At 48.3% G+C, this 17,012-nt stretch carries 14 protein-coding genes; 8 read left to right on the forward strand and 6 right to left on the reverse strand.

Annotated elements, in window-relative coordinates:
* Positions 1-201: 201 nt before the first annotated feature.
* Positions 202-1,398: a sodium/glutamate symporter gene (gene gltS / locus ABDZ72_RS07500; RefSeq protein WP_343752147.1), complete on the reverse strand. Its 1,197-nt coding sequence runs from the start codon at positions 1,396-1,398 to the stop codon at positions 202-204.
* 15 nt (positions 1,399-1,413) lie between these two features.
* Complete coding sequence (gene hutG, locus ABDZ72_RS07505) at positions 1,414-2,373, reverse strand: formimidoylglutamase (RefSeq protein ID WP_343752149.1); 960 nt, start codon at positions 2,371-2,373, stop codon at positions 1,414-1,416.
* 124 nt (positions 2,374-2,497) lie between these two features.
* On the opposite strand from hutG, the gene ABDZ72_RS07510 reads away from it, so the two are divergent.
* The 3 genes from ABDZ72_RS07510 to ABDZ72_RS07520 all read left to right on the forward strand — a co-directional run bounded on the left by ABDZ72_RS07510 (position 2,498) and on the right by ABDZ72_RS07520 (position 4,834).
* Positions 2,498-3,376 carry a LysR family transcriptional regulator gene (locus tag ABDZ72_RS07510; protein WP_343752151.1) on the forward strand — a complete coding sequence of 293 codons (879 nt, stop codon included), beginning with the start codon at positions 2,498-2,500 and terminating at the stop codon, positions 3,374-3,376.
* Between the two features lie 614 nt (positions 3,377-3,990).
* On the forward strand, positions 3,991-4,446 hold the full coding sequence (locus ABDZ72_RS07515; protein WP_343752152.1) for a LytTR family DNA-binding domain-containing protein: 456 nt from the start codon (positions 3,991-3,993) through the stop codon (positions 4,444-4,446).
* Positions 4,436-4,834 carry a DUF3021 domain-containing protein gene (locus ABDZ72_RS07520; RefSeq protein ID WP_343752153.1) on the forward strand — a complete coding sequence of 133 codons (399 nt, stop codon included), beginning with the start codon at positions 4,436-4,438 and terminating at the stop codon, positions 4,832-4,834. The genes ABDZ72_RS07515 and ABDZ72_RS07520 overlap by 11 nt, the downstream gene beginning before the upstream one ends.
* Positions 4,835-5,533: 699 nt before the next feature.
* On the opposite strand, the gene ABDZ72_RS07525 is transcribed toward ABDZ72_RS07520, so the two are convergent.
* Positions 5,534-5,746: a DUF2922 domain-containing protein gene (locus ABDZ72_RS07525; RefSeq protein ID WP_343752155.1), complete on the reverse strand. Its 213-nt coding sequence runs from the start codon at positions 5,744-5,746 to the stop codon at positions 5,534-5,536.
* A 26-nt stretch (positions 5,747-5,772) separates the two neighbouring features.
* Positions 5,773-5,997 carry a DUF1659 domain-containing protein gene (locus ABDZ72_RS07530; RefSeq protein WP_343752156.1) on the reverse strand — a complete coding sequence of 75 codons (225 nt, stop codon included), beginning with the start codon at positions 5,995-5,997 and terminating at the stop codon, positions 5,773-5,775.
* 216 nt (positions 5,998-6,213) lie between these two features.
* On the opposite strand from ABDZ72_RS07530, the gene ABDZ72_RS07535 reads away from it, so the two are divergent.
* The 3 genes from ABDZ72_RS07535 (at position 6,214) to ABDZ72_RS07545 (ending at position 8,913) form a co-directional block, all read left to right on the forward strand.
* Positions 6,214-7,245: an LCP family protein gene (locus ABDZ72_RS07535; RefSeq protein ID WP_343752157.1), complete on the forward strand. Its 1,032-nt coding sequence runs from the start codon at positions 6,214-6,216 to the stop codon at positions 7,243-7,245.
* Between the two features lie 34 nt (positions 7,246-7,279).
* Positions 7,280-7,672 carry a glycerol-3-phosphate cytidylyltransferase gene (tagD, locus tag ABDZ72_RS07540; RefSeq protein ID WP_343752158.1) on the forward strand — a complete coding sequence of 131 codons (393 nt, stop codon included), beginning with the start codon at positions 7,280-7,282 and terminating at the stop codon, positions 7,670-7,672.
* A 185-nt stretch (positions 7,673-7,857) separates the two neighbouring features.
* Complete coding sequence (locus tag ABDZ72_RS07545; RefSeq protein WP_343752159.1) at positions 7,858-8,913, forward strand: LCP family protein; 1,056 nt, start codon at positions 7,858-7,860, stop codon at positions 8,911-8,913.
* 758 nt (positions 8,914-9,671) lie between these two features.
* On the opposite strand, the gene murJ is transcribed toward ABDZ72_RS07545, so the two are convergent.
* Complete coding sequence (gene murJ / locus ABDZ72_RS07550) at positions 9,672-11,144, reverse strand: murein biosynthesis integral membrane protein MurJ (protein ID WP_343752161.1); 1,473 nt, start codon at positions 11,142-11,144, stop codon at positions 9,672-9,674.
* Positions 11,141-13,390 carry a glycosyltransferase gene (locus ABDZ72_RS07555; protein ID WP_343752162.1) on the reverse strand — a complete coding sequence of 750 codons (2,250 nt, stop codon included), beginning with the start codon at positions 13,388-13,390 and terminating at the stop codon, positions 11,141-11,143. The genes murJ and ABDZ72_RS07555 overlap by 4 nt, the downstream gene beginning before the upstream one ends.
* A gap of 178 nt (positions 13,391-13,568) precedes the next feature.
* Here ABDZ72_RS07555 and secA2 point away from each other — a divergent pair, with 178 nt between their 5' ends.
* On the forward strand, positions 13,569-15,950 hold the full coding sequence (secA2, locus tag ABDZ72_RS07560; protein ID WP_343752164.1) for an accessory Sec system translocase SecA2: 2,382 nt from the start codon (positions 13,569-13,571) through the stop codon (positions 15,948-15,950).
* 4 nt (positions 15,951-15,954) lie between these two features.
* Positions 15,955-16,833 carry an accessory Sec system S-layer assembly protein gene (locus ABDZ72_RS07565; protein WP_343752165.1) on the forward strand — a complete coding sequence of 293 codons (879 nt, stop codon included), beginning with the start codon at positions 15,955-15,957 and terminating at the stop codon, positions 16,831-16,833.
* The last annotated feature ends 179 nt before the right edge of the window (positions 16,834-17,012 follow it).

The following is a 17,012-nucleotide window of genomic DNA, read 5'->3' on the forward strand; positions in this document are numbered from 1 at the left end:
CTTATCGCACTGCGGGGTCTCATCTAGGGCCTTTGCTCCCCCAGGAGTCTGCGTATTTTTCCTCCGCTAATTGAGGCAACCCCCGTTATATAAAGAGAAAAATCCGAACTGATTCAAAATCCATCTCTAGAGTTTTGAATCATAGTTCGGATTTTTATTTGACTAAACGTCTTTTGTCCCAGCCTCTTTTCGTCAACGTTATTAACTAAACATATTAATCGTTGTAATAATGATCGGCATGGCAAATACGTCGATTAGAAACGCGCCGACAATCGGTACGACGAGAAAGGCTTTACGGGACGGACCGAATCGGCTGACGATGGCATCCATATTGGCCATTGCATTGGGCGTGGCGCCGAGTCCGTGTCCGGTAAATCCGCCGACCATCACGGCCGCATCGTAATCTTTTCCGAGCAAGCGGAACAAGACAAATGTGCCGAACAAGCCGATAAATAACACTTGTACCAGGACGATGGCCAATAATGGTAACGCGAGATTGGCGACTTCCCACAATTTAATACTCATGAGCGCCATGGATAAAAAGATGCCCAACGTTATATCGCCAATGAGAGAAATGCTTTTCATCTGAATCAAGTCTTTGTTATACAGATCAATGATATTCCGTACAATCACAGCGATAAACATCGCACTGACATAGTTTGGCAGCGAGAATCCTGTTAATTGCGTGAACAAGTCCCCAGCATACGCCCCAACGGCCATGCATAACGTAATAATAAATAATTGCACCATGACACTTTTCGAGTCCATGCTCTCGTTTTCCGTGTTGTTGATGACCGGATTCTCCATCTGCACTTCGGACTCGTCCGCCTTCAAGTTATGCTTGTTGACCAAATAGCGGACGATGGGACCGCCCATCAACCCGCCGGCGACGAGACCGACCGTTGCCGCAGCCAAACCAACAGATAACGCGGAGTCCACACCCATATCCTTGATCGTATTACCAAACGCGGTAGCGGCACCGTGACCGCCTTCCATCGAAACCGCACCGACGACGACACCAATGAGTGGTTCGATGTTGAGAAGCTTGGCCATGGAAACGCCGATCACACTTTGTACGAGCGCCAAAACACCGCAGGATACCCAGTAAATGACCAACAGCTTCCCGCCTAATTTAATCAAACCAAAACTGGCCCCAAGACCGACCGTTGTGAAAAACGTCAACATGAACAGCCCCTGTAAGGACGTATCCAACGTAATCGTCAACAAACCGGTCCCTTTTAATATCGTTGTGATAATAGCAAAAATGAGTCCACCCACGACGGGGGCCGGGATACAAAAGCGACTTAAAAAGTTGATTTTCGAATTTAAATATTTCCCTACTAAAAAGACGGCAACAGCTAAAAATATCGTCGTAACTTGCGTCAGTTCCAGTTCCATCATGACACCTCTTTTCTACGTTTTTTCTGATGTGTTAATGTGTTTCATCGCATAGGCCAATAAATAAGCCGCCAGTTTAACCGTTTTCCCATTCTCATCCACGTCCGGATTCACTTCCGCTATATCAAAACTGAGCACGTTGCTTTGACCAAGACTGTAACGCAATACGGTCCGCACCACTTTCGGATCCAGTCCGAATGGCGATGGCGCACTGACCCCAGGTGCCGCATTGGCCGCAATGGAATCGGTGCAAAACGTCACGATGACATGATCATAGCTTTCCGCAAAAGCCTGAATCGTTTGAAACGTATCGTTAAAATGATTCGCAGCGACGTCCTCTTGCAGAATATACTGACAATTATAATAATCGGCTGTGTTGAATAACGCTTTCGTATTGCCAAATTCCTGAATCCCAAGGCATAAATACCCGGCATTCGGATCGTTTTCCATTATTTGTTTAAACATCGTTCCGGATGACCGAAATGGCTCATCACGCATGTCAAAATGAGCGTCAATATTAATAATGCCTAACGACTGCTCGGCACCGATAAACTGTCTGGCTCCCAAGTAGTGCCCGTAAAGCGTTTCATGACCTCCCCCGAGAATGACGGGTGTCAATCCGCTTTGATAGATGAGCGGAATGGTCGCGCCGAGTTCTTCCTGCGCGGCTTCCAATTGATCATCAACGCAAGCGACATTACCGGCATCGATTAGCTTGGTATCAGAATCCAGCATGAACGGGAGCGAGGCGAGTGCTTTGCGAAGGTCGTTGGGAGCTTTCCTAGCACCGGTCCGCCCTTTATTACGTTTGACCCCTTCATCGCTTTTAAATCCGATAAAGGTAAAACCGCTTTCAAATGATGGTAATTTATTGACGTCTATTAATTTGATCACTTGATGCATTCGAAACGCGTCGATATGGTGTTGATCATCGATTCGTCCTGTCCAATAGCGACTATCGGCTGATGTATACATTGTGACTCACCTCACTGTCGATTTCTGAAAGTACTGTTTTTATTTTATAACAATGATGTGTATAATTCTAATTGACGTTTTAAATGAATGCATAGACGCCATCTATGGAAAGGAAATCGTTGTCATGGAATTACGGGAGCTGCAATACTTTGTCACCATTGTTGAAAACGCCTCATTTACCATTGCCGCTGAGATGCTGCACATCACCCAACCTACATTAAGCGCGACCATTAAAAAGCTGGAAGACCGAATCAGCCTGCGTTTATTGGATCGGGGGGCACGGGACATTCGCTTGACCAATGAGGGGACGATCGTTTATCAAGAAGCGAAAAAACTGCTGAATCACTACGATCATGTATTGGAGGAGGTCGAGCGATTGCGGGTGCAAGGCCCACCGGAAATAGCTGTCGGTATGATTGAATCGGCCAAATACTGGCTGCCGGACGTTCTGGCCGCATTTAAACAACAGCACCCGGACGTCCACTTGAAAATCTATGACATTCTCAGCATGCATAATGTCGAAAAATCGCTCATGAATTTTGACATCCATTTGGCCGTAACCAATCAGTACCTTGATCATCCGGAGATCCAGGCGGACCCGATCTATGAGGAAGACCTCGTCGCTTTAATCCCGCATACGTTCGATGTGCCAAACGACGACCACGTGACCATTCATGATCTGAAAGACACACCGTTTATCGTTTGCAAAGAGGGCTACCAGACACGTGCGGATATTTTAAACGCCTTCCGCAAAGCTGGCATCAAGCCTGATCTCCAGTTTGAAATCGAACGTTTCGAAACCGCCTGCAGCCTGGTGGAAAAAGGACTGGGGATGACAGTCGTTCCTAAAAATTATGTCACCTATACCGACGAACAGCATTTTTTCATTAAACCCATTAAACATTCCCATCTATCGCGAATGGTATATGTCGCCACCAACAGCAACCGCTACCTGCCGCCCATCGTGCAGGAGCTAATTGCCCAGGTGAAACGGCATTTTTAATAATATATCGTCGGTTCAACGCGAGGGGGCTGGGACAAAACACGTTTAGTCAAAGAAAAATCCGAACTATTATTCACAAATAATCTGAATCAGTTCGGATTTTTCTCTTTATATAACAGGTTTTTGCCTCAATGAGCGGAGGAAAAATACGTAGACTCCTGGGGAGCAAAGGCCTTAGATGAGACCCCGGAGTGCGGTAGCACAAAGCAAAGCTTCCATGAGTAGGCTTCGACCTGCGAGGAGCGTAGGCTTCGGCGAATAAGCTTGAAACGCGACGAGCACGAGGAGGCTCATCAGCCGCCCCCGGCAAAGAAGACACTGTGAAAGCGACCAAAGGAAGCTTGAACAGATGTCGCACTTGTGCCTGGTAAGGTGAAAGCGAAGTATTTTTCCGCAGCGATGGCTAAATGTATCCCAATATTATTCTAAAGTATCTGGACAATCGTTCGTATTTAGTGTGTCTAACGTTTTATTTATGACCTAGCCCCTTCGTTGTAAAAAGGTTTTCATGCACGGCTGGCTGCATGTTGTACCAAGCTGTTGACGTCTTATGCAAACCCGCTAGCCGAACAAGCGGTCATCTATCATAATGGAAACAAATCGGGGGTGATACGGTGAAGATTCACATTGACATTGATGAAACCCATGAGGAAACATCAGTCACGATTCATGCCAACGAATGGAGTGACGACTTACATGCGCTGGTAAAGACATTGAAAAACACAGACCCTGGCCGCCTTGTTGGAACGGACGGCGAGCAATCCGTCCTTATCGACCCGTTGGACATCGATTATGTATTCGCACAAAAACGAAACGTATTCGCCGTGATGGGAAAACAGCGTATTAAACTGACCATGAAATTGTATGAAGCGGAAGAATGGCTTCAACCACACAACTTTCTGCGCTTTTCAAAATCCGTGATCGGCAACATCAATCACATACAGCGATTTGAGCTCGCATTCAACGGCAATTTGTGTGTGTATTTTAAATCCGGCAACAAGGAGTATGTCTCACGCAACTATGTATCCGCGTTAAAAAAGCGGATTATGATGGGAGATGATGACGATTAATATTCTATCAAAAGTAATGATTGGCTTCGGATTCGGCGGTATTTACATCTTTATTTACATGACCATCCTGCAACTAGCGGGGGCCCTGCCCAGTTCCGAATTATGGTGGGCAACGCTGGCTTGCCTGTTAATCGGCCTCTACTTCGGCCTGTCGTCGCTTATTTATGACAATGACGATTGGAGCTTGCTCAAACGAACGGTTACTCATTTTTTCTTATCGCTGGTGGTCTTTTACACGATTGCGCTCAGCACCGGTTGGATTCCGCTGATGACTGGGGCCGTACTGTTGAGCCTCATCATATTTGTCGTCATCTACGCCGGCATGTGGCTTGGTCATATGTTGTATTATAAAAAAGTGATTGACGACATGAACAACCGGATTAACTAACCCCTGATGCTGGACTGTCAAGTCATTGCCATTGTGGCGCAGAATACCATGACAATGGAGGGGGCTCGTTTTCCCAATGCTTTGCCGCCAACGTCAATCATACGGTTGTAACGGCGAAAGGTGAATTGTCCGGCTTGATGACTTATCAGCACCCCTTTGCCATGCCATCCCGCAGCAAAGGGGTTTTTTGGATAACATGATAGTGACCATTTCTATGATGGTATCTTCTCAAAAATATCATGCACTGTGAAACGTGCTTTTTAAACGCTGATCCACAACAAACGTCGAAAGAACGCTTAACCTTTGATACCGTGTCGCATTTTTATTGCCCGGGAAATATTTTAGGGGAATATGTCATGTTATTGCACGTATTTTTGAGCGAGGACTGCTGAAATCAATAGATGAGCGGGGAAACGGATTCGAATGGCGCGAGATCGGGCACTTATCGCGTACGTTTGGCCTTAAACTGCGCGAGGTTCGGTCGATACTGCGCGAGTTTTGGCTGTTACCGCGCGACCCTCTCCACGAACGGCGCGACCTCAACCGATTATTGCGCGACTCGCACCCTGAACCGCGCGACCTTCTTGATCACTGCGCGAGTTTTGTACCGAATTGCGCGACCCACACAATAAACCGCGCGACCGCCCCCTCGAACGGCACACCAAAAACAGACCAGCGCCGCGACGCTGGTCTGTTTCGTTATAGTTCGATATCCTGCACGTTTCGTTCGACGATGCGTGCTTCCTTGATCGAAACGACGTCGCCGCCGGATGATGTGAACGCATTTTGGGCGATAATTTCGTCCATGGCTGCTTTGATCGCAACGGGGTCAGCGGGTTCGACCGGTTTTTCCAATGAATACGTAACGGTCCTGCCGTCCTGATTTAAAAATTTCAATTCAAGTTTTTTCATCGTTCTATCCCCTTTCTAATGGTATGTTACTCCTGTGTGATGTCGAAACTGTCATTACGTTCGACATTCATGAGCGGGCGTTGCTGCAATGGTGTAACAGCGTTTGCGATGGTGTAAAGCTGATCCGTTGTCGCATCGGTCTTGACGTTGTTGAAGCCTTTCGTTTTGTGCAGCTGCTTGCCGGATACATCATCCACCCCATCGTCAAGAATGAGACGCATGCGCGAATCCATTTTTTGGGCTACGGCCATGGCGAGCACCTCCTTTCACCCTTACAATCGATTGGCAAGCGAGAAAGGTGCCGCCAAATCATGTATTTTTTCCTCCATCATACGACACATTTTTTCGACATCCTTCGATGATAGGAAACCGATTCATTTTCAATTCGTTTAACAAAAGCGTTTTACGAACAGGCTTATTCATAGTAAAATAACGTTAAGGTTTTGTTTAATGGAAGGATTGGTTGGATGGCACATCGTCGCCATAAAAAAAGAAAATTAAACAAAAAACGCATTTTTCTGGTTTTGCTTATCCCGATTATCATTATTGCGTCAGCGACGATTGCTTATGGTATGCATCTGATGAATAAAGCGGAAAATACGGTGGATGATTCATATCAATCAGTTGATCGTGACAATCAACAGTCCTCTCTTCGCCATGAAACGGTTAATCCCATAGAGGATAATGTATCCATTCTGATCATTGGCGTGGATAACAGCGATAAGCGTGACTATGAGTATGGCCGGTCAGATGCGTTGATGTTGGCAACATTCAATAAGGATAAACAAAATGTAAAGCTCGTAAGCATTCCACGTGACACGTATACGTATATCCCGGAAGTTGGCTACAATACCAAAATCAACCACGCTCATGCGTATGGCGGCCCGAGCGCTACGTTGGAAACGGTGGAAAATTTCATGAATGTGCCGGTTGATTACTACGTCCAAGTGAATTTCAATGCCTTTATCGAAACGGTCAATTCCCTTGGAGGCATTCCGTATGATGTACCATTTGAAATGTACGAAATGAATTCGGATGATGAAGACAGATCCATCCACCTGCTGCCTGGTGAACAGGAGCTCAATGGTGAAGAAGCGCTCGCCCTGGCACGGTCCCGCAAATATGATAATGACATCAAACGCGGCGGACGCCAGCGCGACATCATCAAAACCATTGTCGATCAAGCAACGTCGGTGTCGTCAATCACGAAAATCGGGAATCTCATCGACTCCATCGGGAACAATATGAAAACAAACATTTCGTTCAATGAGATGAAGTCTTTTGCCAAATACGGCCTGAATCAAGAGTTGACTATGGAATCGATCACGCTGAAAGGCGATGGCGGTTATATGGATGACGGATTATGGTATTATCAGGTTCGTGAATCAAGCAGGGCACACGTAGAGAAGACACTACGCAAGCATCTGGATTTGCCGATACAGCATCAGAAAACAACGGAATTTACGAATAAACATCCGGATGCCGATCCTGCTTTCTAACGAATGTATCTATCATCTTTAAAGGAGACCAATCATGAAAACAGTCATTACTTACGGCACGTTTGACTTGCTCCATCAGGGGCATATCAACCTGCTGCGCCGTGCCCGTATTCTTGGCGATTATCTGATTGTTGGCGTCTCAACGGATGCATTTAATGCGACAAAACATAAACAAGCCTATAACGCTTATGAAAAACGGAAAAACATGCTGCGCGCCCTTCCTTATGTGGGAGACACCATAGCTGAGACGTCGTGGGATCAAAAAATACGAGACATCTCGACCCATCATGTGGACGTTTTCGTGATGGGGGATGACTGGAAAGGGGCGTTTGACGGCCTCCGCGCGTTTTGTGAGGTGGTCTATCTTCCCCGGACAGCAGGCATATCCACAACGACGATGAAACATGACCATTTGAAACGCAAATAAACAACGGCGTGAATAAATGGAGGTTGGACAACATACTATTGGATAACTCTGTCTGAAACGTTTCCCCTTCGTCCATCGTCTATTTATTTACGCGTTTATCACGTTGTAATGATATTGTTATTTTACGGTAGGCGTCTTTCCTAGTACAATAATGAATGGTAATGACCATGAAGGGGAATTTTATTATGGTAGATAAATCAACACAATCACGACTGGAGCGTCGAAATCATAAACGAAAACGCCGCAAATGGATGCTGCTGATCGTCATCCCGCTTTTAGCTGTGTTCCTTGGTGTTTCCAGTTATGCAACATATTTATACGTTAAAGCCGAAAGTGTTTTTTCCAAATCCCATGAAGACGATGGACGGGAAAAATCCGAACTTCGCGACAAAGCTGTCGACCCGAGCGAAGATAATGTATCGATTCTTATTGCCGGGGTCGACGCAAGCGATGTGCGTAACAACGCAAGTAATGCACGGACCGATACATTGATGCTCGCTACTCTTAATAAGGAGAAAAAGAGCGTGCGGCTGTTAAGCATTCCGCGTGATTCGTATGTCTACATCCCGGAAAGAGGATACAAAACAAAAATCAATGCTGCCCACCACTGGGGCGGGATGTCGTCAACCATTGACACTGTGGAAAACCTGATGGACATTCCGGTTGATTACTACGTTAAACTGAACTTCGAAGCGTTTATCGATGTCGTCAACGCTCTCAACGGTATCAAAACCAAGGTACCATATGAACTGTATGAACAGAATTCTAACGATGTCGACGGAGCCATTCACTTGCAACCCGGTGAGCAGCAATTAAACGGTGAGCAAGCACTGGCATTGGCCCGTACTCGTAAACTGGATAACGATATCGAACGAGGTAAACGCCAACAGCAAATTATTAAAGATGTCGTCGATAAAGCAACGTCGATCGGTTCCATTACCAAAATTGACAACGTCATCGAAGCCGTTGGCAGCAATATGGCCACCAACATGACGTTTGACGAAATGAAATCGTTTGTCTCATATGGATTGGAAGGGTCTAACATTGATTTTAAGAAGATGACCCTTCAAGGCAGTGACTGGTGGACGGATAGTGGCTATTATTGGAAAGTGGATAAAACAGCATTGGCGGAAACAAAACAAACGTTGAAAGAGCATATGGAACTGATAGAGAAGACGAAGACGGACAAAACGGCTGCACCAAACACGAACAGCCAATCAGACGCGTCCAGTTCGCCATGATGATCGAAAGTGACTGGGACAAAACGAAATAAATTACTTCTAAATACGAACTATATATTTAAGACGTAGTCGCCGCTACGGAAAAACACTACGCTTTCCGCGGGCGCTGCTGAGCCTCCTCGTGCTTATCGCACTGCGGGGTCTCACCTAGGCTTTTTGATCCCGCAGGAGTCTCCGTGTTTTTCCTACGCTAAACGAAAAATCCGAACTGATTCAGATCATTTGTGAATCATAGTTCGGATTTTTGTTTGGCTAAACGTCTTTTGTCCCAGTTCCTTTTCTGACGTGAGAACGGGACGCAAAACTCATAATCGAAAATCTCGCGCGGCTCAGGGACAACCTCGTGCAATAATCGAAAATCCCGCGCGGCTCAGGGACAAACTCGCGCAGTAATCGAAAATCTCGCGCGGCTCAGGGACAAACTCGCGCAGTAATCGAAAATCTCGCGCGGCTCAGGGACAAACTCGCGCAGTAATCGAAAATCTCGCGCGGCTCAGGGACAAACTCGCGCAGTAATCGAAAATCTCGTGCGGCTCAGGGACAAACTTGCGCAGTAATCGAAGTACTCGCGCGGCTCAGGGACAAGCTCGCGCAGTAATCGAAAATCTCGCGCGGCTCGGGGACAATCTCGCGCAGTAATCGAAAATCTCGCGCGGCTCAGGGACAAACTCGCGCGATAATCGATAAACTCGTGCGGCTCAGAGACCATCTCGCGCAATGTCATGACACGCACGCGTCCCTCCCGCACCATACACCTTTTAGTGTTCCATTTGTTTGTGGTTCAATGCCAGGCCGAGCAGCAGCAGTATTCCTGTTACGGCGCCACCGATGGCCAGCGACAGGAGATGGCTGGGCACGGGGATAAACGTCGTGCTGTAAATCACCGGGGCCGAGACCGCGACAAAACCGGCCAGTTTGCCGATGGTTGTCCAATCGCCGATGACCAAGCCGAGTTTTCGTTTGGCCGCCACCAGCAAAAGCACCATATTGACGATGGATGCGACAACGGTTCCCAAGGCGATCGCCTGTGCACCCAGGTCATCGATCAACAGCGTAATGACGGCTATATTGACGCCAAACACCGACATGACATTCATCACAACGGGCGTGTAGGACTGTTCCCTGGCATAAAAAAATCGGGTTACATACGTATTCAAGGCAAGGGCAAACATACCGAGTGCGAATACTTGCAACAGCGGGTACGTGTCGCGAATGGCATCCGCCTGGAAATGGCCATAGCCAAAAATGAGGCTGATGATCTCTTTGGCATAACTAAAGACAAAAACCGTCGCCGGCAACAACAGTATGCTCAGCATGCGAAACCCTTTTTGATACGCGTTTGTCACTTTCCTTTCGTCTTTTTCACCGACCGCTTTGGCGAGCATGGGATAAATGATCGTCGTGACACTCGTCATTAATACCGCCTGCGGAAATTGCGTCATTTTCGATGCGTAGTTCATCGCTGCAATCACGCCTTCGCTTAAGTCCGCTGCAAAGATGCGCTGAATGATAAAATAAAATTGAATGGTGGCACCGCCGAAAACAATCGGAAGCGCCATTTTAATAAACCGTGTCATCTCCGGCATTTTGACAAGCCGAAAACGAAACGGCATGATCGCTTGTTTCCTTATGTATGCGACGAGGACGATGAGCATCAGAAATGAGCCTAGTAAGGCACCGAGTCCATACGAGTAGGCCGACATAAACGGCGTCAGTCCGAAGCCAACCACAAGAAACACAGCATTAAACAGCAATGTAGACGTCGCAGTCAGCCGGAAGTTGCTGTGCACGTTATGCAAACCACTTAAAGCCATCGCCAGCGCCAGGAAGAAGGCCCCTGGTGCCATCAGGGCAAACAGCTTGCTCGTCAGCTTCATCGCTTCCGGGGACAGCCCGCCAAAAAACAGGTTCATCCAAAACCCCGGCCAAACGACAAACAGAATGGTCAACACGCCCATAAGAAGACCGAGCCCACTTAGCACTGTCTGGGCAAATGTGTGTTTCACCGATTCGGTTGTTTTACTATAAACAGAAATGAACGCTGTCGTAATCGCCCCACCGACAACAATGTACAGAAAATTTGGAATGGTAAAGGCTGTAATAATGCTGTCGGCTTCATAGCCTGTCCCGTATTGGTACCCAATGATAACCTCCCGGGCAAATCCGAGCAACCGGGCGATAACATTGATCAGAGCGACCGTTCCGAGCAGCTTCAAAAACGTGCGTTTCATGAACGGCCACCCTCTTTGGACAGACCGTACAGCGCGATAACATCCTGTATCAATTGGTCCTGGTCGTATACTTTCGCTTTTTCCAGACCATTGGCCATAAGCCGGTCGTACGTCGCCTCATCTGAGAGCACATGGTCGATGGTCGCGGCCAATTCATCCGGATCATGCGGCGCGGCCAACAAGCCGGTGTCGTCTGCGAGCAAGTAGCTCAAACCGCCGACGTCGGTTCCGACAACAGGCAGCCCGCATGCCATAGCTTCCAGCGCCACCAGTCCGAAGCCTTCCATATGGGACGGCAGCACAAACACATCGGCAGCGGCCATCCACTCAGCTATCCGCTCCTGCGGCAAGGCGTCATGGATTCGTATAGCGTCGCGTTTTTTCACCTCTTCGCTTAAGCTCGCAAAATAGGTTGCGTCCTTCGCCTCCCCAATCAGATGAAGCGAGACATGGTTGTGACGATTGCTGACATTATCGTACGCAGCGATTAAGTCATCCAACCCTTTCGCACGAATCAGATTCCCGACAAAAAGGAGAACGGTTTCGTCGGCAGCCAGACCGAGCCGCTGTCGCATCTCCGTCTTGTCCTGGCGGCGAAACACATGTCGATTGACACCCATATTGATAATGGAGATTTTACCGGAATCAATGGAAAAAGCCGTCAGCATCTCTTCCCGCAGCCGCTCACCAACGACGATAATCCGGTCCGATTGCTCGAGTATCTTCTTCGTGAACCATTGGACGATACGGTTTTTTTGGCTCATTTGGTCGATATCCCCACCATGAGACGTGACGATCAATCGTTTGCCGAGCAGTTTTTTATACAACAGCCCGACGAGGCCGGTCGGAAACAGATAGTGCGCGTGCACAGCCTGATAATGCCGCCCCTGTGCCACGAGGTTCCACAAGCTGTGAAGAAGGAAGCCTCCGTACTTTTTCAACAGCAGCCACGTACCTTTGCGCGGGTCGTCAATGGCGATGACATCGGTGTGCAGCCCTTTCGTGCGGAGCAGCTCAACCTGATTTTTGACAAAAATACCGAACGTTTGCGAGTGACCGGACGGGTACATGTTGCTTAACACGAGCAGTCGGTCCCGGTCATCGCGGAATGTCTCCTGCACAAGCGTCATTCCCTTGTCCGACATTTGCTTCATGTCTGCTGCAACCGTTTTAAACCGCTCCTGTGTTGCCGGCCAGTCCTGTTGCATCGTGCGCAACGATGACGCAAAAAACGCATCATCCGTATGAAGCTGGCCAATCGGAATCGTATACTCATCACAGGCAACCATGTCCATGAAGTCCTGCACTTTATGGTGATACGACACAGCTATCACCGGCGTATGCGACACTAGAGCCAGGATCAGCGAATGAAGCCGAGTGCCGATCACCATATCCTGCTCGCCAGCGAAACGGGTGATTTCCTGATGGCTCATGCTGACGTTCTGCATCGTACAATGGTCGCTATAATCCATCCTGCGCCTGATCGCCTCCGCAACTTGCAAATCTTGCGGGTACTTTGTTGCGAAAAAATTAACCGTCGCATCCGGATTTTCAGCGAGCAGCGTATCCAGATTGCGGGCCATTCCCGTCACATAGTCCTCATATTTGGCCATATCTTCTTCCGGCCAGTAGCTGCGATGATGATACGGGACCGCTGTCACCCCGATTTGCATCCCGTCATGGCTACGCTCGGATGCAGCAGGCTGACGGACCTGGAAGGCCGGGTCCCCAATCACATGAATGGCGGATTTGACCCCGATGGACTCGAGCAGTTTCTTCGACTTCGGATCACGGACGGTCACCAGTTTTGCCAAATGGGCCAACGACCGGAGTATGGTCTTTCCGATTTTTGTAAGAATCGGCCCCGCTCCGACGCCATACAGCACCACCGGCGTTCGGGACAATTTGGCGAGCCAGCCATACATACCGAACAGGAAGGCTTCACGGCCGTACAGATCCATAAAAATACCGCCACCGCCGATCAGCAGCAAATCCAGATTGCGGATGATCGAGCGATTTTTATGCATGGTGCCCAGCATCGTCGTTAATGAACTTTTGTTTTTGTAATAAAGTTTTACCGATTGCACCCCATACGTTGCCGCTGTTTGTTCCGGCTGATTGGAAAAGACGATAATCTCTTCCCGGCTGATTTGATGGGTCTCCTCCAGTTGCAATAGAATCCCCTCGAGAATCGCCTCATCACCCTGATTATTATTTCCGTAATTGCCTACAATCCCGATTGCCATCGACGTTCAATCCTTCTTCATCATTTTCACTGGACGTGTTCGACATGTTTCCTTAGTATTATTTTAACACGAATCACACTGGTAAGAAATAAACATTCCCCGTCCGACAAATAACCATGCCAACTGTCCATATTTATGTTATACTAGTCACGATCATAACAGTTAAGGAGTACTGGTCATGCAACTTCTCAAAAACCGAAAACAATCAAAAGATTATCGCATGCTCAAAACATATTATAAAACCGTTGATAAAATCAATCAGCTGGAGGCGGATATCGAACGCTTGACCGACCAACAGCTCAGCGATAAAACTACCGAATTCAAGGATCGCCTGCAAAACGGAGAAACGATTTATGACCTGGCACCGGAAGCCTTTGCGGTCGTGCGGGAAGTGTCGCGACGTGTGCTCGGCCTGCGCCATTATGATGTGCAACTCATCGGCGGACTTGTGCTTTTGGAAGGCAACATTTCCGAAATGGCCACTGGGGAAGGAAAAACGCTCGTCGCCTCCCTGCCGAGCTATCTTGTCGCTTTGGAAGGCAACGGGGTGCATATCATTACCGTCAACGAATACCTCGCCCGGCGTGACAAGGATTTGATCGGACAGATCCATGCATTCCTCGGCCTGGACGTCGGATTGAACGTCGCCGGATTGAGCCCTGCTGAAAAACAAGCAGCCTATCAGTGTGACATTACGTACGGTGTCGGCAACGAATTCGGCTTTGACTTTTTGCGGGACAACACCGTGCAGGCGCTGTCACAGAAGGTACAGCGCTCGTATCATTACGCCATCATCGATGAAGTTGACAGTGTGTTGATCGATGAGGCCAAAACACCGTTGATCATTGCCGGCAAAGACAAGCCGAGCGACCGGTTGTATGACGTGTGTGCCCGGGTCATTAAAGGACTCAAGGAAGATGACGATTTCACCTTTGACCTTGAACTGAAGACCGTTAACTTCACGGAAAAGGGAATGAGCAAATGTGAGAGCGTCTTCGGCGTCGATAACTTGTTCGATCTGGAACATAGTTCATTGTTCCATTCACTGCTGCAAGCTTTACGGGCACGTGTGTTGTTTGAACGGGACGTCGATTATATTGTTGAACAGGGAGAAATCAAACTGATCGACATGAACACCGGCCGTGTCATGGAAGGGCGCAGTCTCAGTGACGGCCTGCACCAGGCGATTGAATCCAAGGAAGGCCTAGTCAATACGGACGAAAATAAAACCCACGCCTCCATCACCGTGCAGAACTACTACCGGATGTATCCGAAATTGGCCGGCATGACCGGTACCGCGAAAACGGAGGAAAATGAGCTGCACAAAATTTACGGCATGGGTGTTGTAACGATCCCGCCCAACAAGCCGAACCAGCGCGTCGACCTGACCGATATGGTTTTCATGACGCGGGAACAGAAATACGACCAGCTTGTAAGCGAAGTGCAGAATCGCCATGACAAGGGACAACCCATACTGATCGGAACCACCTCGGTCCGTCAATCGGAACAGGTCGCTGCGTATTTGGACAACCATAGCATATCGTATCATCTCCTGAACGCGAAAAGTGTCGAACAAGAAGCCAACCTAATTGCCATGGCCGGACAAAAGGGACAAATTACGATCGCGACGAATATGGCCGGACGTGGAACGGACATTATGCTCGGCGAAGGGGTTGCTGAACTCGGCGGCCTGCACATCATCGGCACCGAACGCAATGAAAGCCGCCGCATTGACAACCAGTTGAAAGGCCGCTCGGCACGCCAGGGAGATCCGGGTTCGACCCAATTTATTATTTCGCTGGAAGACTATCTGTTCATCCGCTATGCCTCTGATGAGTTGGAACGCATGAAGCCAAAATTGAAAGAAGGACGACATGGGTTCATTAAATCCGACAACGTTCATAAATTGGTCGATACAGCACAAAAAATTAGCGAAGGCATGGCGTATCAATTCCGGGATTTCAATTTAAATTTAGAAGATGTCATCAATGACCAGCGCCGTGTCGTGTACCAGCTGCGGGACCATTTGCTGGAGGCGGATAACCCGATCGCCTTTATTACCCGGCAGACGAGTGATTTGCCCGAGCAGTTAATCGCAACGTACTGTCCAAACGATGTACCGGACGACTGGGACATCAACGGACTGGAGCAAGCATTGGATGCCATTTTGCTTTCCGATGTCGCATTTAGCGACACCGAATTCGAAACTGTGGAAAGTATTAAAACGCATATCCAGCCGTTTATCGACGACCACCGGAAAATGCTGCAATCATTAGAAGAAAACGACCAACTGCAAACAGCCGCACGTGCTCAAGGGTTGTTTGTCATCGATTCCCTATGGAAAAAACATTTGGACCAGATGACCCAGCTAAAAGAAGGCATCGGTATGCGCCAATACCAGCAGGAAAACCCGCTCGATCTCTTTAAAAAAGAAGGGTACCGGCTTTTCGAGGAAACACACGAGGAAATCATGTACCAAATGGTGGACCGCTTGCAACAGATTTATCAGAAAGTACGGAAGCAGGAAACCTCCGACAACACGGCCAGAAAGGAAGGGTAAGCACATGCTTGGTTTTTCCAAAAAGAAAAAGAATAACGACGCGAACGACAGCGTCGACGCCGCTGCCTATATGGATTCAGTTACGGAAACGGACGAACAGGAAGGCTTGGAAACCAACCTGTCCATTCCGGACGACTGGACCATCCCGAACGAGGATCGATACGTTTACGCATTCCATAACACGGAAAGCCCGAAGCTTAAAGCCAACCAAATCTCCATCTACGGTATGGAGTTGTCGAAGCTGAAAAACAACAGCTTCGTCGCCACCGCTCTCATCCGTAATACGGTGACTAAGTCAATCCAATTCGGCCCGACGACCATTTTGTTGCTCGGACCGGATAAAGAAGTGATCGCCAAGAAGGAATTTGACCTCGGCCGGCTCGGTGACATCCCGCCGAATGGGGCACGCCCGTGGACATTGACGTTCCCGACAGAGGACATTATTCAGGACATGGACACGCCACATGAATGGTCCCTCGCCTTCGAGCTGAAGAAAAAACACCAGCTGGATCTCGAGGAATCATGGGAACAATCCATCGCGGATGAAACGAAAGCCAACCTGGAAAAAGTCGTCGAAAACGCGCAGCCATTGAAACCTGGCGAAATGAATTTCATGGGACTCAGTGCGAAACGGCAGGATGATGGTGGACTGGCCGTCACTATTCTCATTCGCAACGGCTCGGATAAAAATGTAAACCTCGAGCAAGTGCCGCTCGGCTTCAAAGATGCAACGGACGATGAAATTGCCAGGGGCAGCTTTAAAATGGACAACTTCACGATCAAGACCAATACGAGCAAACCGTGGACCTTTATTTTTCCCGCTTCCATGATTAAGCAAGACGACATCGACCTGTCCCGATGGCAAGTTTACCCCATTCAATAAGGCTAAAGAGGAAGACTATCGCCCAATGAAGCGATAGTCTTTTTTATATGGTGGTCGCGGCGCGGGAGTTGCGCGAGGTTGAGAGGGAGTCGCGCGAGGTCGGGGTATGCTCATGACCCTGTCAAGTAGACACCATAAAAATCGTGCAAATTATGCTGTTTTCAACCGATAATCAACCG

Source organism: Lentibacillus halophilus (genome assembly GCF_039522485.1).
Lineage (GTDB): Bacteria > Bacillota > Bacilli > Bacillales > Amphibacillaceae > Lentibacillus > Lentibacillus halophilus.